The 20,483-nt window shown below is 38.5% G+C and carries 15 protein-coding genes; 9 read left to right on the top strand and 6 right to left on the bottom strand.

The window, feature by feature from the left end; genetic code table 11:
- Positions 1-661: 661 nt before the first annotated feature.
- On the top strand, positions 662-1,876 hold the full coding sequence (locus tag H6G73_RS01990) for a site-2 protease family protein (protein WP_190601553.1): 1,215 nt from the start codon (positions 662-664) through the stop codon (positions 1,874-1,876).
- A 549-nt stretch (positions 1,877-2,425) separates the two neighbouring features.
- Here H6G73_RS01990 and H6G73_RS01985 read toward each other — a convergent pair.
- The 5 genes from H6G73_RS01985 to H6G73_RS01965 form a co-directional block, all read right to left on the bottom strand.
- The gene (locus H6G73_RS01985) at positions 2,426-3,154 is read right to left on the bottom strand and encodes a DUF3891 family protein (RefSeq protein WP_190601276.1); all 729 of its coding nucleotides are present in this window, start codon (positions 3,152-3,154) and stop codon (positions 2,426-2,428) included.
- 321 nt (positions 3,155-3,475) lie between these two features.
- Positions 3,476-4,177: a manganese catalase family protein gene (locus H6G73_RS01980; RefSeq protein ID WP_190601275.1), complete on the bottom strand. Its 702-nt coding sequence runs from the start codon at positions 4,175-4,177 to the stop codon at positions 3,476-3,478.
- Between the two features lie 57 nt (positions 4,178-4,234).
- Positions 4,235-4,513, bottom strand: a complete 279-nt coding sequence (locus tag H6G73_RS01975) for a GlsB/YeaQ/YmgE family stress response membrane protein (protein WP_190601274.1) — start codon at positions 4,511-4,513, stop codon at positions 4,235-4,237.
- Positions 4,514-4,945: 432 nt separating this feature from the next.
- Positions 4,946-6,328, bottom strand: coding sequence for an oxygen-independent coproporphyrinogen III oxidase (hemN, locus tag H6G73_RS01970; protein WP_190601273.1), 1,383 nt, complete (start codon positions 6,326-6,328; stop codon positions 4,946-4,948).
- Between the two features lie 335 nt (positions 6,329-6,663).
- Positions 6,664-7,380 carry a biliverdin-producing heme oxygenase gene (locus H6G73_RS01965; protein ID WP_190601272.1) on the bottom strand — a complete coding sequence of 239 codons (717 nt, stop codon included), beginning with the start codon at positions 7,378-7,380 and terminating at the stop codon, positions 6,664-6,666.
- 483 nt (positions 7,381-7,863) lie between these two features.
- On the opposite strand from H6G73_RS01965, the gene acsF reads away from it, so the two are divergent.
- On the top strand, positions 7,864-8,940 hold the full coding sequence (acsF, locus tag H6G73_RS01960) for a magnesium-protoporphyrin IX monomethyl ester (oxidative) cyclase (RefSeq protein ID WP_190601271.1): 1,077 nt from the start codon (positions 7,864-7,866) through the stop codon (positions 8,938-8,940).
- A 163-nt stretch (positions 8,941-9,103) separates the two neighbouring features.
- Here the strand turns inward: acsF and H6G73_RS01955 are convergent, their stop codons facing one another.
- Complete coding sequence (locus tag H6G73_RS01955; protein WP_190601270.1) at positions 9,104-11,722, bottom strand: PAS domain S-box protein; 2,619 nt, start codon at positions 11,720-11,722, stop codon at positions 9,104-9,106.
- Positions 11,723-12,177: 455 nt separating this feature from the next.
- Here H6G73_RS01955 and H6G73_RS01950 point away from each other — a divergent pair, with 455 nt between their 5' ends.
- From H6G73_RS01950 to H6G73_RS01920, 7 genes are all read left to right on the top strand, one after another.
- Positions 12,178-14,013, top strand: a complete 1,836-nt coding sequence (locus H6G73_RS01950; RefSeq protein ID WP_190601269.1) for an alkaline phosphatase family protein — start codon at positions 12,178-12,180, stop codon at positions 14,011-14,013.
- A 5-nt stretch (positions 14,014-14,018) separates the two neighbouring features.
- A complete protein-coding gene (locus H6G73_RS01945) occupies positions 14,019-15,065 on the top strand; it encodes a nitrilase-related carbon-nitrogen hydrolase (protein ID WP_190601268.1) in 1,047 nt (348 codons plus the stop codon).
- Between the two features lie 39 nt (positions 15,066-15,104).
- Entirely contained in the window at positions 15,105-16,541 is a 1,437-nt protein-coding gene (locus H6G73_RS01940) for an aldehyde dehydrogenase family protein (protein WP_190601267.1), read from the top strand.
- Between the two features lie 18 nt (positions 16,542-16,559).
- Positions 16,560-17,006 (top strand): DUF3598 family protein, encoded by a 447-nt coding sequence (locus tag H6G73_RS01935; protein WP_190601266.1) that lies wholly within the window; start codon positions 16,560-16,562, stop codon positions 17,004-17,006.
- Between the two features lie 254 nt (positions 17,007-17,260).
- Positions 17,261-18,649 carry a histidine--tRNA ligase gene (gene hisS / locus H6G73_RS01930; RefSeq protein ID WP_190601265.1) on the top strand — a complete coding sequence of 463 codons (1,389 nt, stop codon included), beginning with the start codon at positions 17,261-17,263 and terminating at the stop codon, positions 18,647-18,649.
- A gap of 21 nt (positions 18,650-18,670) precedes the next feature.
- Positions 18,671-19,504: an alpha/beta fold hydrolase gene (locus H6G73_RS01925; RefSeq protein ID WP_190601264.1), complete on the top strand. Its 834-nt coding sequence runs from the start codon at positions 18,671-18,673 to the stop codon at positions 19,502-19,504.
- Between the two features lie 22 nt (positions 19,505-19,526).
- Positions 19,527-20,300: a DUF4437 domain-containing protein gene (locus tag H6G73_RS01920; RefSeq protein WP_190601263.1), complete on the top strand. Its 774-nt coding sequence runs from the start codon at positions 19,527-19,529 to the stop codon at positions 20,298-20,300.
- Positions 20,301-20,483: the final 183 nt, after the last annotated feature.

Raw genomic sequence — 20,483 nt, 5'->3', positions numbered from 1 at the left:
ACAATTTTATTTAATGAGTAGTTATGAGGTGTGTTATGGATGCTATGCCTAACGCACCAGGAGAAGATCAAAAATGGCATTCACTGTTACCTGCGGCATCTGACTTAAAATATATAAATAAACAATGATGGTGATGTATTAATTACCTATTATTGCCGTCAGAATTGATTTTACAATCTCTGTTTTTATATAGATAATTAAAAATTTGGTTAATGAGGTAAAAAGATACTTCTCCACCAGATACATAATAAATAAATTATGTAATAACTCACCCAACGTACTGGTTTAATAATAAAATTGAAAAATAGTAAATGCGCTTTGTATCCACTAGGTTGATGGCAGTAATAGATAATCATTAACAAAGGCAGTAAAATAGCATAAATCACAAAAGTGGGAACCATCGATACACTTTGTGCCATCTTCCTTGCTTGCACATTCCTTTTGGGAAGATGGTCAGTGTTGATATCATCTAGGCTTTTCATGTAAAAAGCACGAGTTATCATACAGTCTACTTGAGATACTAGGTATGAATATTTACATGGTTAGCTTAACATTAACATAATCAGAGCAATAAAAAAATTGATATTTCCACGTAAAATTGCTAGCTATCGTTCTTTAGCTGCCATTTTTCAGATACTGCACTTGATTTTAGGAAGAGATGATGCAAAAAAACTGGCAAATAGGTTCTTTATTTGGTATTCCGCTATTTTTAGACCCTTGGTGGTTTGGGATTTTGGGGTTAGCAACACTGAATTTTGGGTTGGCTTACCAAGAATGGGGAGATGTGATTGGGTGGAGTGCTGGATTAGTGATGGCGCTGCTATTATTTGGTTCAGTGTTGTTACATGAATTAGGTCATAGTTTGGTCGCACAAGCACAAGGGATTAAAGTTAATTCCATCACATTGTTTTTATTTGGTGGGATTGCAGCGATTGAGGAGGAATCAAAGACAGCGGGAAAGGCTTTTCAAGTAGCGATCGCTGGGCCTGTGGTGAGTATAATCTTATTTATCATCCTGCGCTTAATTGCTGAGGTAGTTCCAGAAACTACACCATTGAAAGTAATGGTGAGTGATTTATCCAGAATTAACTTAGTTGTGGCTTTATTTAATTTAATTCCGGGTCTACCTTTGGATGGGGGACAGGTGTTAAAAGCTGCACTTTGGCAAATTACAGGCGATCGCTTTCAAGCTGTACACTGGGCCGCTAAGGCTGGGCAAATTTTGGGTTATAGTGCGATCACGATGGGATTTGTGATTGATTTTGTCACCAGAGAATTTGTCTTAGGTTTGTGGATTGTCCTCTTAGGATGGTTTGGAGTCCGCAATGCTAAAAGTTATGACAATCTCACCACACTACAAGAAAGCTTACTACAACTGGTAGCAGCAGATGCTATGACCCGTGACTTTCGGGTGGTTGATGCTGACCAAAGCTTACGAGAGTTTGCTGATTTGTACATTTTAGATATTAATTCTCCCCATGTTTACTTTGCCGCTGCTGATGGTCGTTATCGGGGTTTAGTCTCTGTCAACGACTTGCAAATGACACAAAGAAGTGAATGGGAAACAAAAACTGTTAGTAGTATTGTTCATCCCCTAGACAAAATACCTACGGTCAGCGAATCCACTTCCTTAGCAGCAGTGGTGAATCAGCTAGAACAAGAACATATTTCTCGCGTCACCGTCCTTTCTCCTGCTGGTGCTGTAGCTGGTGTGATTGACAGAGGAGATGTAGTGCGATCGCTAGTCGAAAAATTAAACTTTCGCTTCTCTGACAGCGATATTCAAAGAATCAAGGATGAAGGTACTTTTCCCCCAGGATTACAGTTAGGAGTCATAGCCAAATCTGTAGAAAAAGATGACAAATATAGCAGGTGACAGGTGACAGGTGACAGTGCTAAAAGCCTTTGTGTGTCTATGTTTTAGTTGCAGTTAATGTCCTAACTGTCTTGTCTACAGCTATAAAAAATGCCCTAAAAATAAAATAAAAAAAGGCAGGAATTCCTACCTCTTAACCCAAAAAAGCATTTTGTAACCAAATACCAGATTCAATATCACACATGGTTTTGACAATCGTGTGACAAAAGGATGAATACTGTATGTCAAAAATGGCAAAAGGCAATAAAAAACCTCAGTCGTTAACTGAGGCGGTTGGGAGAAGATCAAATGTCGATGAGAGATAGCGATACCGATGTCAGTTTTTCTTACCTAAAACCCAAGACCACCGTAACTCACACTAATGAATAATCAAGGCCACTGCACCTATTTCCTTGGTTTTGCAGTCAAGCCATCCTGGGTTTCAATGGTGTAGTCTTCGAGGATGCCGTTCTCTTGTTATTTAGTGGTGGGAATTAGTTAACTTATGTAAACAAGTCTAACAACTCCTTTACAATTTGTCAACAGCCTGTAACTTTCGACAAAAACAGATTAATTCTCTGCAAAAGTCCATTCCAGCACCTTGATATCAGCTTGCTGGAGTGCTTGAGAGAGTTCTTGACAGTCGTGAAATTGAACTTGGGTTAAGTTACAGGCTTCGACATTAACTGTAAATTGATGATTTTCAAAAGGCCAGGGTTGGACATTGATTAGACGATCCTGACGCTGCATGATGCTATATTGTCTACCATCGGGGCCTTGGCTAATTTCTAACCATCTCTCATCAGCGGGTAGTTGTTGTTGACACAGAATCAGAGACAAGCGATCGCACCATTGCATAAAAGCATAAGCTGCATCAACATCCTCTCGTTCTATTCCTAATTCTTTTTGCCAACGTTGCTGATTTTCTATTTGTACATCTAAAAATTCATCTAATTCAGCTAATTTGCCCCTTTGTGGTTCATTGAGACGACTAATATGTTTAGAGATTAATAGTGCCACCCATCTGCCCCGATAACGAGCATTATTCGCTAATTGGGCCATCATTGGGACATCAATATCTGTAATTAAAGTAAAGTCCCTTGGTGTACCTGCTGGAGTGAGATGATCTTGCTCCCACTCTTTTTCTAAATCATCGTGATGAGAAATAGCGGCTAAAGTTTCATATAATCTCACAGGTGCATTTTTACGCTGCCATTGTCCTGCTAATTGAGCAGCTAATAAAGCATGAGCGCGGTGATAAATGATTTCCCAACCATCTGTTGTTGCGTTAACAATCATAAAGTATTTAAAAGTATTTATATGTGGATAATGGCTTGATATAGCAGGTGACAGTTCTAAAAGCCTTTAGCTATCTAAGTTTTAGTGTTAGTTAATGTCCTAAACACTCTGTCTATTGCTATAACTCTAAAAGAAAAACAAAAAAGTCTATTTATTAGTTATCTTTCCAACCACTAAATAGACTTTATTAGTAGGGTGCAATATAGCAACGCTTAACACACCGATAAATATAAGCTGTTACAGCTAATTTGCAGTTCTGCTCAGTTGCAAATACTTGCATAGTCATAACTTACCTGACTGAACATATACTCTTAACCAGAATTATGAATTACCACTCATTACTTGTTCTAAAGGATTAGCAACATATTGAAAAGTTGGTTCAGAATTCCACGGGCCGCGCTCCTCTTTATCACCATTAGTTGATAAATTGTAGTAGAGAGCTACAGTTTCATCAGGTTGAATATTGCCAAAAATTGGGTCGGTCAACTTACCCAGTGAATCAAGGGCTTTCATAAACATCTGGGTATGAGAAACTTCCCTTGTTAAAAGATGAACTAATGTTTGTTTAGTTCCCTCATCTGTAGCTAGTTTAATCAATTGTTCATAGGTTTGACGCGCACCACCTTCTGCGGCTATATTTGCGCGTAAATCACGAACAACATCGCCACCTTCGTTTAAATAATTTGCAGTCCAAGCACTACCTTGACTATCCACAAAATGGGGGCCAATTCCACGAATAGCAAAGAGAGTGCTTTGATAAGCTGCCGTTTGGTCGGTATTTTTTGTATGGGCTTCGATGAGTTGACCCACCATCTCTAAATGCCCAAATTCTTCAATCGCAATATCTTGAAGCATATCGCGAATACCAGGATTTTCTACATGAAAAGATTGCACCCAATATTGTAATGCTGCTGTTAATTCTCCTGTAGCACCGCCAAATTGCTCTAGTAGGAGTTGAGCAAAACGGGGGTTAGTTTCTTGTACTTTAACAGCGTGAATTGGTTCTTTTTTGTGAAAAAACATAGTTTATAGAATTAATTTTTGACAATTTTTCAGCAAGTTTGTTACTATTTTCTAGAGTTAAGCCCGACTCCTTCTCTGCAATAATCCCCATAGGTAAATAGCAATAACTGAGCCGATAATTGCCACAATTAAACCGGGAATACTTAAACCAGCACCCGCAGAAGTAATTTGTAATGTTCCTGTTCGCAGCAGGGTAAATAAAGTACCGCCAATAAAAGCACCAACAATACCTAAAATCATGGTAGCGACAATACCACCACCTTGATAACCTGGATAAATAGCTTTAGCGATCGCACCAGCTATTAGCCCTAAGATAATCCATGCAATAATATTCATAACCGCCTCAATAATTTGATTCGGAATACGTATCAAATTTATCAAGGCATGAGCAGATATTTTTCTATCAAATGAAGTAAATATGTCAACCAAAAGATGGATAAATTAATTAAAATCTAAAAATTAAACTTTTGCTTTAGTACCAGTTGTAGACTTTTTCAATTAACTTTTTGAACAAGCTAGATTTCTGTATAAGCATAGCTGTAGACAAGGCAGTTAAGATACTCACTACAACTAATACGAAGACACCCAAAGACTTTTAGCACTATCACCTATCATCTGTCACCTGTCACCTGTCACCTGTCACCTGTCACCTGTCACCTGTCACCTGTCACCTATCACCTATCACCTGCTAAATACAGGTAATTGGTGGTTGGTAATTGGTAATTGTCGGAAAACTATTACCTCTTACCTATTACCCATTACCAATAATTAAATAGCACGAGAAAACTTTGCGGCCCTGTTTCTCGTATGGGTATCGAAGACAACAGCAATATTTCTCACCAACAATCTACCCGTATCTGTAATTTGAATTTCCTGCGGTGAAATATTGACTAGTCCATCATCTTCTAGGGGTTTTAACTCCTGTAATTCCTGGGCAAAATATTGGTCAAAATCAATGTGATATTTTCGTTCTATGTCTGACTTATGTAGCTGGAAGTGAGACATAATGGACATAATCACATCTCTTCTGATGATATCGTTCTGGGTAAGTTTGATGCCTTTGCTTGTGGGGATGACACCTGCGGCGATGGCTTTATAATAGTCCTTTAAGCCCTTGTGATTTTGGGCATAGGCATCTTCTAGCATACTAATGGCTGTTGAACCAAAGCCAAAAAGTTCTGTTTCGGCATGGGTGGTATAGCCTTGGAAGTTACGTTTTAGTGTACCATTACGTTGAGCGATCGCTAGTTCGTCATTGTTTTTGGCAAAATGATCCATACCAATAAACAAATATTCGTTACCAGTCAACTCCTCAATGGTCATTTTCAAAATATCTAACTTTTCCTGTGCTGGTGGTAGGGCTTCTTGAGGAATTTTTTTCTGGATAGGTTTCATCCAAGGAACATAAGCAAAATTAAACACTACTATCCGGTCTGGGTCTAGTGCCATAGTTTTGCGTAAAGTTTCCCGGAAGGTATGACGATTTTGATAAGGTAAACCATAAATTAAATCTACGTTCACACTATCAAAATTCGCTTCTTTAATCCAACCCATCGCATCAAATAACATCGCTTCTGGTTGAATTCGGTTCACCGCTTGTTGTACTTGGGGGTGAAAGTCTTGAATACCAAAACTAATGCGGTTAAATCCAATTTCTCTGAGGAACCGGATATAATTTCTATCTACATAGCGGGGGTTAATTTCAATGGATACTTCTGCGTGAGCATCAATCTTAAACTGTTGATTGATTTTGTTCCACAAAAATTCCACTTGATGTTGGTCGAGGTAATTGGGTGTTCCCCCACCCCAATGTATTTGCAGTACCTTTCTACTGGTATCAATTAAATGGGAAGTATTTGTGATTTCTTTGGCTATATTTTCTAAATACGGTTTAGCCAGATTTTTATTACTGGTAATGACCGTATTACAGCCACAAAAATAGCAGGAACTTTGACAGAAGGGAATGTGGAAATATAAAGATAAAGGCGTTTGACGTTGATTAGAGGTGCTGATGGCTATTTCAAAGTCTTGTGCTGTGAATACTTCACTTAATTCCGTAGCAGGTGGATAGCTGGTGTATCTCGGTGCGCGAGTATCATACTTTTGAATTAGATCCAAATCAAACTTTACACCAGGTAAAAGAAAAACCATCAAAACCTCCGAATAACTGTGAGTTTACGGCCTAGATTTTGTGCCAATTCTGAGGGTTAAATTGTCAATTAGGATAATTTTTGGTTTAAACCTATTGCTAATTTCAATTTTCCCTTGGCTCAATATTTGTATGCCTGAGTCTAAACAAATGCGTATGTTTTTGTTGTTTAATGCCACCCAATATCTAGGACTTACGCAAAGAAACCCAGTTGGGATTAAAAATACTATAAGTAACTATCGTGAATAGAATTCACGGCTACATAAATTCATTGGGCTGTAGGAAAGATAGCTTGGAGCTAATATGAAAATCCCGGAGGATTAACGGTGATCATGGGTTAATGTGCTGCACTAAATTCCGTACTTCCAGGATTATGGTGATTGGTAATTTCCCGATATCTAGCTTCTCCAATAGCAGCAATTACGAAGCTTTCTAAATCTTTGACCATCTGCATATTTAAAGAAAAAGCATAGTTAGCTTCAGCAACAATTCTATCAACACCTTTATCATCGATAGGAACTGCATCTAAGGCTAAACGATACTTATCTTTAAATGCCTTCTTGTCAGGAATCAGCTCAAAATTGTAAAATGAAGTACCTTCATAGCCAGATAGTTGCAAAGTTGACTGAGCAATTTTTTGCAACATTTGTCCACCAGAAAGGTCTCCCATATAACGAGTGTAAGCATGACCTAATAAGAAAGATGGCTCATGGGTAGAAAGTTGACGCAACCGAGTAACATAAGTTTGAGCCGCAGGAGATGGACTGATTTTATTGCGCCATTCATTTCCATAATAAAACACCATATCTTTTTCTAGGGCAGCTTGGCGTTTTAGTTCCGGGAAATAAATGACACTCAAGACGGGATGTTGTTTGTGTTGCTCAATTCCTGCTTCTAATTCGCTATAGACGAAATATAAATTACTGAGGAATTTGGCAAAGCATTCTCTAGTGACAACACCCTTGAGAAAACATTTCATAAAGCCAACATTTTCTGCATTGGTATGGGCTTGTTGAGTACCAGAACGCAGTTTTATGGCTAAATTGTTACCCATGTAATTTCCTTCCTATTCACACGCAAGGACTTGAGACTGTGACTTCACCACATTTTTGCTCACAGTCAATGTCTGATGATTTTTCTGAGTAATTATTGCTGCTGAGAATGAGAGGGAGAGTATTTTGGTCTGAGAATTATCAACTCGCAAAGTAGCAATTTTTCCATGAAAATATGAATATTGTAGGGCTATGGAGTCTTTGCACTTATGGAGTTAGTAAATTCTACTGTAAACGCAGATCCTGGCTATTTTGATTGCTCCCAAAAATATTTAACTATTAATATTCGTATATCTATAAAGGTATTAATATTTCTTTATGCTTTGCCAAAATAATTGATAACCGCTATAGGCATTTTAACTGTGAGGTAGAGACAAAACATCAGGTAATTTCGCACAATTTATTTTCAATAATTTAACTGATGCTTAGTAATAACTATTCATGCTTATATAACTTTTAAGGCATAAAACAGCAAAAGGAGCATCATGGTTCGGTCTCTGGATAACCCCCAAGTTGAATTACTCAAGCCTGGTGTCAAAGCCCCTGTTCAAGAAACATTACTAACGCCACGATTTTATACTACTGACTTTGATGCTTTGGCGAAAATGGATATTTCCGCCTATGAGACTGAATTAAGGGCTGTGATAGATGAACTCAAGGCTGACTACAACCGCCACCATTTTGTCCGTGATGAGGAATTTAAGCAAAATTGGGATCATATTCAGGGTGAGAAGCGTTTAGCCTTTATAGACTTTTTAGAACGTTCTTGTACTTCGGAGTTTTCTGGGTTTTTACTGTTTAAAGAATTATCTCGTCGGCTGAAGGAAAAACAACCCCTATTGTCAGAAGCATTTGATTATTTAGCGCGGGATGAAGCGCGTCATGCGGGGTTTTTGAATAAGTCAATGGCTGACTTTAACCTTTCTCTGGACTTAAGTTACTTAACTAAACATCGTACCTATACATTTTTTCCACCATCTTGGATTATTTACACCGTGTATCTGTCAGAAAAAATCGGTTACTGGCGTTACATTTTGGTGTACAAGCATATTGCCAAAAATCCAGAGTTCCAGTTTTATCCTTTGTTTCGGAAATTTGAAAACTGGTGTCAGGATGAAAATAGACATGGAGACTTTTTTAAGGCACTATTGCGATCGCAACCCCAGCTATGGAACAATTGGCGAGCAAGGCTGTGGATTCGCTTTTTCCTGCTAACGGTCTTCGTTACCCACACCATCACAGTTTTTGAGCGGGCTAATTTCTATGAAATGATTGGCATTCATCCCCGCAAATACAATAACCAAGTCATTGAGGAAACCAACAAAACCTCCGCTAGAGCATTCCCTGTCATCTTAAATACCAGTCATCCCTACTTTTTTTGGTATTTAGAACAATGTGCTATCACTAATCAGCAATTAACTGCACTCAAGGATAGTAACAAGTCGGGAATTACCAAGTTTTTCCAGAGAATTCCTTTACTGATGAAGGTTATCTGGTATATGTTGAAAATTTACCTAATTAGACCCATTAATGCAGAAGCAATACGGGAAACCGTACGTTAATTAGGGTATATGCTTGAGGGTGTGGTTGTTTCAGAAAAGAAAAGTTCTGAACTCCTGTAATTCCTGTTCGCGCAGCGTGCCTAGGCATACTCCTGAACTTCTGCAACTCCTGAACTTCTGAACTTCTGAACTTCTGAACTTCTGAACTCCTGAACTCCTTCTTTCACCTCTCTTGACTAATAGGAATTTTAATAATAAACTCAGTTCCTCTTTGGGGGTTAGCCACGCATTGCAAAGACCCACCATGCTTTTCTGTAATGATTTGATGGCTAATGGCTAAACCCATACCTGTGCCTTTACCCACACTTTTGGTAGTGAAGAAGGGGTCAAAAATGCGCTTCTTGATTTTTTCTGAGATACCTATACCATTATCGGCGATACTAATTGTGACCTGATTATGGTCAGCCAGTTGAGTGCGAATGTTAATTGTGGGAGTTTTTTCTGTTGTTCTGATTTCATCAAGTGCGTCAATAGCGTTGGCTAACAGGTTCATAAACACTTGATTGAGTTGTCCAGGATAACATTCCACAGGGGGAAGTTGACCATAGTCTTTGATGACTTCTATTTTGGCATAGCGATCGCTACCTTTAAGGCGATTTTGCAGAATCATCAAGGTACTATCAAGCCCTTGATGGATATCAACATCTTTCATTTCTGCTTCGTCTAAGCGGGAAAAACTCCGCAAAGACAAGACTATTTCCCTAATTCTATCTGCTCCTACCTTCATAGAGCTTAGGAGTCTTGGCAAGTCTATTTTGAGAAAATCTAAATCGATATCTTCTGCCAGTTCCTGAATGCGTGCTACTGGTTGAGGATATTCTTGCTCATACAGTTCTAATAAAGACAGTAAATCTTGGGTATATTCACTTGCTGGTTCTATATTGCCGTTGATAAAGTTGATGGGGTTATTGATTTCATGGGCTACCCCAGCTACAAGTTGACCCAAGCTAGACATTTTTTCATTATGAATTAATTGTGTTTGCGATCGCTGCAATTGACACAATGCTTCTTCTAATTCTTGTGCTTGATTTTTTAGCTGTTGTTTGGACTCCAATAAAGCTACTTCTGCTTGTTTACGTCCTGTAATATCTCGAAAATACCAAATTCTGCCGTAATAATCTCCCTCAGACCCAATCACAGGTGCAGAATAGCGGTCAAGAATTCTTCCATCCTTCAACAATATTTCATCAAAACTATTTTCCTCTGGATGTTGATATAAATATTCCACCTGGGATATAAATTCTTGGGGTTGAGCCAATTGATTTAAAACATATTCTAATAGTTGATGATCATCTCCATTGTTAATTAATTCTTCTGGCAATTTCCACAACTGAGAAAAATTATTATTATATGATGCTACACGGCGATTTTCATCAATAATTAAAATTGCATCTAAGGACGCTTCTTGTTGGGCTGTGAGAATCGCATTATTCCGAGATACAGTAGCTTCTGCTTGCTTTAATTCAGTGATATTAGTAGCAGTACCAGTTACACCAACTATATTGCCAGCGTCATCTTTAACTACACTAGCATTACAAAGTAAATTAACTCTTCTACCATCTTTAGAAATAATTACTGTTTCGTAATGAAAAACGGATTCTTGAGATAAGATACGGGAGAAAATTTTTAAATTCTTCAGAGTTTGTTCTGGTGGTTCAAATTCACTGTAGTGATGACCTATTATTTCTTCTGGTTTATAGCCATAAATATCTTTAACTGCGGGATTAACAAAAGTCCAACAGCCTTGGGTATCTAATGTCCAGATCATATCTTGAGAGGTTTCTACTAATTGACGATACTGTCTTTCACTCTCTTTTAAAGCTTGTTCTGTTTTGACTCGTTTAATCCCCAGAGCAATTTCATTAGCAGCTAATTTCAATGCTTCTAAAGTTGATTCACTCAATGGCTGTTTAGAAAACATGGCAATGACACCAATGAGATTGTCTTCCAAAATCAATGGATATCCAGCAAAAGCTACCATACCTTCTCTTTTTGCCCATTCTTTGTCACCTACTCTTGGGTCTTCCAGCACTTGGTTAGTGAGGTGAGGTTGACGTTCTTGGGCAATTAGACCGATTTTGAACATACCAACAGGAACTCGACCATGGGGCCCATCAATATGGGTATAAATTCCTGAACTAGCTTGTAATTCCAAGACATTTTCTTCGGAGTTCAGCGTCCAGATTCTGGCAAAGGCAGCGTCTAGACAATTCACCATTGCTTGTGTACACAGCTTCAGAGTTACCTGTAATGTATGACCCTCAGTAATAGCATGATTGATTTCCACATGAAATGCCGCTAAAGCAGCTTTTTCAGCTAGTTCTGCTTGTCTTTGTTGTAATAAGTTAGTGTGAGTTTGGGGTTGAACTAATGGAGACTCAATTATCTTTTGAATAGTAATAACTAAAAATTCTTTGTCTACACCATCTTGAAATAAAGATGTTTTGCGGGAAATTAAGTGTTTAACACCCTTTGCATCGGTAATATATACAGAGTTTTCTTGGCTAATACCTCTAGTAAACACAGCTTCATCTTCTCTTCTCAAAGTATCTGCATCACCTTGAGAAAAGAAATCATAGTCTGATTTACCAATTAATATTTCTGAACTATAACCAATTAACTTACAACTAGCCTTGTTTACTAATATCCATCGATGTTGACGATCTTTGACAATAATGGGGTCAGAGATACTGTCAATCATCTGAAACAGAAAATCATGGGAATAGTTAGGTTTTATATCTGGTTTTTCTTGATGAGTATGAGAGTAGGAGGTAGTACGCATAAGCCAAGATTTAGTTACATATCAGAAAATTAGTAATGCGCTATTCATAGTATTTGCTATTTACATAGTAACTTGATTAGTTAAAGCAAATAGTATGTTTATTTTGTAATTAATGATGTATTGTAATGCGTTTATTTGTGTACCTTCTAGATATAGTACCAAGGAATTATGCAAAACTTGTGGAATACCTGCATCATCATTTTTGAAAAACAATTGTGGAAATCTGCTATTTTTCAAGTTCAAATATTGTCGGTAGATAATCTTCATCAATCATGTTTTAAAGTTGGCAAATACTTCTCACACTGACGGTGTTATATGTAGAAAAATTAATCATTATTCACATAATGATGATTAATCAAATACCAGTGATATCCATTAACTTCATCACTTTATGTGTAATTCCACAGGACAGATAGTAAAATTTTGATGCCCCGAAAATCTGTAAGGTTAAGAGGATGTTACACAAAAACCATCGCTGGTTATGGTTATTATTAGTTGTAATTACTGGAATAGGATGTATTTTATTTTTTACTGAATTACCTGGTTTAGCGAAAACTCCCCATAACGTCATTATTTTTGTAGCGGACGGACTCCGACCCACTCAGGTAAATGCTACTGATACGCCAACATTAGAGGATATCAAGGAAAAAGGTGTAAGTTTTGTCAATTCCCATTCTCTATTTCCTACGCTGACAACGGCTAATGCTTCAGTCATTGCGACTGGACATTATCTTGGTGATACAGGTGACTTTAGTAACAATATCAAAGTGCAAGCCCCAGTCAAAAGTGCTAAAAACAGCGTTGTTCCTTTTTTGGAAAATAACGCTGTTCTTCAAGAAGTTAATCAACAATTTGGTCAAAACTTTCTTAAGGAAACAAGTTTATTAGCAGTTGCGAAAACAGCAGGTTTTAGTACAGCCTCCATTGGCAAACTTGGTCCGGTGCTTATTCAAGATGTCACGCAAACAAGTGGTGAACCAACCATAATTTTTGATGATGCAACCGGTTCAGCTACAGGAATACCTTTAAATTCTGAAGTTCAAAAATTATTAACTATAAATTCCTTACCTTTAATCACTCCATCACGGGGTGAAAATGGCAAATCTGGTAACAGCACAACTCCCGGTACAACTGTGGCTAATGTTGAACAGCAGCAATATTTTGTGGATGTCACTACTAAAGTGATTTTGCCTCTCTTTAAACAATGTCAAAAACCATTTATTTTAGTGTACTGGTCTCGTGACCCGGATGGGACACAACACAATCAAGGTGATAGCCTCAATCAAATGATTCCAGGTATCAACGGTTCCACGGTCAAAGCCGCTATCAGCAATGTTGACCGTAACTTAGCGCAAATTCGGATGGCATTGAAAGAATTAAATTTAGAAGCTAATACCAATATTTTCGTCACGGCTGATCATGGATTTTCGACAATTAGTAAAGAAAGTCAAACCAGTTATGCCACTACTCTGACTTATAAAAATGTGCCTACTGGTTTTTTACCTCCTGGCTTTTTGGCGATAGATTTAGCCCATGATTTAAATTTGCCTTTATTCAATCCTGATCAAGAAAATAAATCAGTTGACCCGACAAAAGGACAATTTACTAATAATGGTGTTTTGGGTAAAAATCCCCAACATCCCGATGTGATTATTGCTAGTAATGGTGGTTCAGATTTAATTTATTTACCTAATTGGTCTAACAGAAAAATCTATGCTCAAAAAATCGTTAATTCTCTGTTCAAACAAGATTATGTCAGTGGTTTATTTGTGAATGATAGTTTAGGTGTAATTCCTGGCACTTTACCTTTAAGTGCAATTAAACTGTGGGGAACAGCCCGCACTCCCATACCTTCCCTAGTCGTTAATTTTCGCTCCTTTGACACAGGTTGTGGTAATACGGCTTGTGGTGCAGAAATAGCAGATGCTTCCTTACAGCAAGGTCAAGGTAGTCATGGCAGTTTTAGCCGTGCGGATACTTTTAACAATATGGCTGCTATTGGCCCAGACTTTAAACAGAGGTATGTAGATCAAGTTCCCGTTAGTAATGCTGATGTGGTGGTAACTTTAGCGAAAGTCTTGAAGTTAAAAGTACCGACTCAAGGTAAGCTAGTGGGAAGGGTGTTAACAGAAGCTTTGCGCGATCGCCCAAACAAGGTAAAGTATAAATCCCATGTTTTAGAATCTGCACCAGGGGTAAATGGGCTGAAGACGATTTTAAAATATCAAACGGTGGGTGATACTCCTTACTTTGATGTAGCAGGTTTTCCTGGGCGCACTCTCGGACTGTAAACCATATGACAGCTAATCAATCTCATCTTCCCTCATTTCGCGCCTTAGCCTTGCAAGTGACCTGTCATGCAGTAAATCAAGCAAGCCATCGCACCACAGCCCAGTTAATCATGCACAATACTATTAGGCGATTAGAACAGCAAATTGCCGCTAGTATCGCTTTTATTGGCTTTGACTGTCGCTTGGTCGTCCTGCCAGAATATTTCCTCACCGGCTTTCCCATGGGGGAATCTATCACCGCTTGGGCGGAAAAAGCTAGTATAGAAATGGACGGGGCTGAATATACAGCACTGGGTGAAATTGCCCAAAAACATAAAATCTTTTTAGCTGGTAACGCCTACGAACTCGACCCCCATTTTCCTGGGTTGTACTTTCAAACCTGCTTTATTCTTGACCCCTCCGGCAAAATTATTTTACGTTATCGTCGCCTCAATTCTCTGTTTGCACCCACACCCCATGATGTTTGGGACAAATATTTGGACTGTTATGGACTAGAAGGGGTTTTTCCCGTAGCCAAAACCGAAATTGGCAATTTAGCGGCTGTTGCTTCCGAAGAAATTCTGTATCCAGAAGTTGCCCGATGTTTAACGATGCGCGGTGCGGAAATTCTCATTCACCCCACCTCAGAAGTGTACAGTAAAAATCCCACACCCAAAGATGCAGCGAAAATCTGCCGGGCCGTGGAAAATATGATGTATGTAGTCTCAGCCAATACGGCAGGAATTGTTAACAGTGCTATTCCTAGCGGTTCTGTGGATGGTGGTTCCAAAATTATCGACCATCGGGGGATAGTGCTGGCAGAAACCGGCGCAGGAGAAAGTATGGCGGCCTTTGCAGAAATTAATTTAGCAGGATTAAGGAGCGATCGCATCAGGCCAGGGTTAAATAATTTACTGTCCCGTCAGCGCTTTGAACTTTATGCTGATAGTTACAGTCAGTCCCATTTTTATCCTCCTAACACCATGCTGACCCCAAACATCGATAGAAAACACTTCATTCAAACCCAACAAACAACTATTGAACGCCTAGTGAAATTAGGAATTATTTCCTAAATAAATATCAGGATTTGACAATCTACTGACCATTGACTAATGACAAAACCCATCGAAGTCCGTAACCCCAGGACAGGCAAATTTGACTATGTAATTATTCCCCAATCCCCAAAACTTCTATCCCAGCAATGTCACCGTCTCCGTCGTGGACAAATCCAGTGGCAAGAGTTAGGTATTGATGGCAGAATAGAAGCCTTACAACAATGGAAACAAGCTCTATTATCAGAACGTGACCAACTTACAGAAGCATTAATCAATGATACAGGAAGACTATCCACATCATTATTAGAAATAGACTCCTTTTTCTCCACTCTAGATAGATGGTGTCATCTTGCACCCCAATTATTACAAGACACAGCTAAAAACACATCTGTTCCCTTTATTGCCTTACAACAAACAGCCGTTCCTTATCCCCTAGTTGGTGTCATTAGTCCTTGGAACTTCCCTCTTTTACTATCAACTATCGATGCGATTCCTGCCCTACTAGCAGGGTGTGCAGTCATCGTCAAACCCAGTGAACTCACACCCCGTTTTGTCGCCCCTTTAATGACAGCACTTAATACTATTCCCCATTTACGGGAAGTATTATCTTTTGTGGAAGGGGCAGGACAAACAGGAGCAAATTTAATTGAATGTGTTGATTTAATTTGCTTTACTGGTAGCGTCGAAACTGGGCGACAAGTAGCAGTAACCGCAGCTAATAATTTTATTCCCGCATTTTTAGAATTAGGTGGAAAAGACCCAGCCATTGTTTTAGAATCAGCAGATATAGATTTAGCCACTTCTGCCATATTATGGGGGTCAGTGGTTAACACTGGACAGTCATGTTTATCCATTGAAAGAATTTATGTAGCTGAATCTATTTTTGCCGATTTCTATCATCAATTAGTAGCCAAAGCCCATAAACTACAATTAGCTTACCCTGCCCTAGAAAATGGAGAAATTGGCCCCATTATTTCCGAAAAACAAGCAGCAATTATTCGTGATCATTTACAGGATGCCATTGCTAAAGGTGCAGTTATTCACTGTGGTGGCAAAGTAGAAGAATTAAGTGGTGGTTGGTGGTGTCGTCCTACAGTCATCACTGAAGTTGACCATTCTATGAAAGTTATGACAGAAGAAACATTTGGCCCCATCATGCCTGTCATGCCCTTTTCTACTGTTGAAGAAGCGGTAGATTTAGCTAATGATTCCATCTATGGACTGAGTGCTGCTGTCTTTGCAGAATCAGCCGAATTAGCATTAGAAGTAGCTAGTCAACTTGACGCTGGTGCTATTAGTATTAACGATGCTGGCTTAACAGCCATTATGCACGAAGGAGAGAAAAACGCCTTTAAATTCTCCGGTTTGGGAGGTTCGCGCATGGGTGCAGATGGCATCAAACGCTTTTTGAGGAAAAAAGCATATTTAATTAAGACTAATGCTAGTAAAGATCCTTGGTGGTTTAATGAAGGAGAATCATCAAAAGATATTTAATACCAGGGGTGTCTTTGTATGTCTAATATCCGCTTAGAAATGCCTGTTTTAGCCCGTCATGCTGGGGAATGGGTGGGAACATATACACTAGTAGATATTACAGGTAAAATTATCGACCAACATCAATCTCATTTGAGTTGTCAATTTCCTGAGAATAGCCCTTATCATTATTACCAAATCAACCGTTATACTTGGGAAAATGGCAAAACTGAAGAACATCAATTTCCTGCTACCTATCAAGATCAAAAAATTTGGTTTGATACAGAAAGAATTCAAGGTAAAGCTTGGGAAATAGATGAGGCTACAGTTATTTTATGGTTTGCTTATAAACAGGTTCCTGATATGTACTTATATGAAATGATTCAAATTAGCCCAGATAATAATCATCGCGCCCGCACTTGGCATTGGTTTAAAAATCATCAAATTTATCAACGTACTCTGATTCAGGAAAAAAGGGTTGGTTAGATGAATATTTGGGTTTTCTGTGCATAGTAATTAGCCTCACGCAAAGACGCGAAGACGCAAAGAGAAATATTTGTATATATTGGATTTGGCAATTTCATAATCAGTGGTGGGTATCTTGCCCGCCATTTTTACTGGCATTCAATGCAAGGTATTATATGCAATCACAGGCTTGATTTTTTGACCAAGGAATTAGCCTGATTTGTTCATTGATACCCAGAGAGTTTATAATAATCAAACATTAAATTGAAATAATTATGGCAAAAAGCGAAAAAATCAACTTTTCCACACCTAGCGGTTTTCCTGAATTTCTGCCTAGCGAAAAGCGTCTAGAAGTATATTTATTAGATATAATTCGGCGGGTATTTGAAAGTTATGGCTTTACACCAATTGAAACCCCAGCGGTAGAAAGGTTAGACGTATTGCAAGCTAAAGGTAATCAAGGTGACAACATTATTTATGGTATAGAACCGATTTTACCACCCAATCGTCAGGCAGAAAGAGATAAAGCCGGGGAAAATGGTGCTGAAGCCAGGGGCTTAAAATTTGACCAAACCGTTCCTTTTGCAGCCTATATTGCCCGTCACTTAAATGAATTAACCTTTCCTTTTGCCCGTTATCAAATGGATATGGTTTTTCGGGGAGAAAGGGCAAAAGATGGTAGATTTAGGCAGTTTCGTCAGTGTGATATTGACGTAGTAGGACGGGAAAAACTCAGCTTACTTTATGATGCTCAAATGCCAGCCATTATCACCGAAATTTTTGAAGCAATTAACATTGGTGATTTTGTCATTCGCATCAATAACCGCAAAATTCTGACAGGATTTTTCCAGTCAGTTGGGGTGGCTGAAGACCAAATCAAAACTTGTATTGCCATCATTGATAATTTAGAAAAAATCGGTGCAGCAAAAGTTAAGCAAGAATTAGAGAAAGAAGGCATTTCTTCAGAACAAACTGATAAAATTATCGAATTTATTAACATTGATGGCTCAGTAGATGATATTTTAGATAAACTCCAGCACCTTGCCCAAAATTTGCCTTCAGCAGAACAATTCAATTTAGGTGTGACGGAATTAGCAACAGTCATCAATGGAGTAAGGAATTTAGGTGTTGCTGAAAATAGATTCCGTGTAGATTTATCTATTGCCCGTGGTTTGAATTACTATACTGGTACAGTTTACGAAACCACTCTCATCGGTCATGAAGCCTTGGGAAGTATCTGTTCTGGTGGGAGATATGAAGAATTAGTAGGCATGTTTTTAGGCGAAAAAATGCCTGGTGTGGGTATTTCCATTGGTTTAACCCGCTTAATTAGTCGATTGTTAAAAGCAGGGATTTTGCAAACCTTACCACCTACACCCACCCAAGTAATGGTAGTAAATATGCAGGAAGATTTAATGCCTGTTTATTTACAAGTTTCACAACAATTACGGCAAGCAGGGTTAAATGTTGTCACTAATTTTGATAAAAAGCAATTAGGTAAACAATTTCAATCAGCAGATAAACAAGGAATTAGATTTTGTGTCATTATTGGGGCTGATGAAGCCGCAGCACAAAAGTCATCATTGAAAGATTTGAAAACAGGTGAACAGGTAGAGGTGAATTTGGCAGATTTAGCGGAACAAGTTAAACGTCGATTGGCATAATTCTTAGATTTTTAGGGTGCTATGAATAAACCACTCAAAAGAGCTTTTTTGAATACAGAAGATGGACAAATTCTGTATCGAATTGCCGGTGAGGGAGACCCACTAGTTTTATTGCATCAAAACCAGACAAGTAGCAATGAATATCTAGAGTTAATGTCTATATTGTCCAAAAATCGGTGCGTAATCGCTATGGATTTTCTAGGATTTGGTGATTCCGATAAACCACCAAGAATGTATTCCATAGAAGATTATGCTCAAACAGTTCTTCTGCTACTAGACAAATTAGGCATTAACAAAACCGACATTTTAGGCAACCATACAGGTGCTTTTGTTGCTGGAGAATTAGCTGTTGCTTATCCAGAAAAAATTAATAAACTGATATTGTCTAACCCAGTGGTGTTTGGTGAAGAAGGAAAATCAGCTTTATTAAAACGGTTTGAGCAAGGTTTTGAAATCAAAGCAGATGGCTCACACCTGATGGAAAGATGGGCTGCACGTACACAATATGTAAATTCAGCAAAATTAAACCATCGACTGGTTTTAGATGATCTAAAATGCTTTGGCTATCCTTTATATGCTGTTTGGGCTGTAGCTAATTACTGTCTCAATATGGAACAGCGATTTTCTCAAATTAAATGTCCTACCTTAATTATTTGGGGAACAGTAGATATTAAACAGTTTGAAAAACTGGGATTATTTAAGGCTGAAAAGCGAGTTTCATGTTTAAAGGTAATTCCTCATGCCAAAATGTTTGACATTGAAGGCGGTACAATTTGTATGATGAACCAAATGCCTGAAGAAATATCGCAGATAGTGACAGAATTTTTAGATTCTTCAGAAATAACAAACCTTTAGTTAAGTTTTTGGTAACAAAAATATGACAAGAAATCATGTTGAGTTTATTCAATCAGCAGATGTTATCCAAAAACCTTGGCTTGTAGATGGTTTGTCGGCAGGTGCTTTAACGCGGATTTTAAGTTTTGATACTGAAACTCGTGGGTCTACAGAATTAGTCGAGTGGACAAAAGACTGGGGGAGCAGTTCAGGTTATTTCAACTGCGATGTGGAAATGTTTGTCCTCAGTGGAGAAATGCGAATTGGGCAACTTCGGCTCGGACGCTACACTTATGCTTTTATTCCAGAAGGTGTCTGCATTGAAGCATGGAGTGTGAGAGAAAATACTACCGCTTTGTGGATGCCTGAGTGTTACCCCTGCTTTACAACATCAATTAATGATGCACCAGGAGCAAAAAGAGAATTATATATACCCTCGTCAAGTTCAGAACTGATTCCTTGGTCAGCTACTATCACTCCTGGCTTTCCTCCAGGAGCAATGAGAAAGACCTTACGCAAGGGACAGGAAGGTGGAAGAAGCACTTGGTTGCTGGGATGTTTGCCGCAGTTTGTCGAACCTTTTGCAGAATATCATCCAATTCCTGAAGAGGAGTTTGTTCTTCAAGGTAGTCTGACAACACAAGCAGGTCATCTGACTCCAGGTTGTTACTTTTGGCGACCACCATTAATTTCGCACGCCCCAGCATATACAGAAACGGGGTATTTTGCTTTTGTACGAGGAGGTAATCCTCATCTTTCTTATCATGCTTGGGAACCACCATTACATACATACTATCCTTGGGATTGGAATCAATAACAAGCAAAAAAGTTATTCAATCTTGGAGCGTTTCAAATAACGACCAGTAGGTGAACCCAAAACCTGCCCATGATGATATAGCTGTAGCCAGATTAATTAGGACGCTGCTTGCTTGAGAACGATTTCCATTGCTTCACGTAAATTATCCGATGTGGCTAAAAGCTTGCGAACCCTACTTTTCAA

The organism is Richelia sinica FACHB-800 (assembly GCF_014698825.1).
Taxonomy (GTDB): domain Bacteria; phylum Cyanobacteriota; class Cyanobacteriia; order Cyanobacteriales; family Nostocaceae; genus FACHB-800.
Note: the sequence above shows the minus strand (reverse complement) of the source record. Positions and strands in the feature narration are given on the sequence as shown.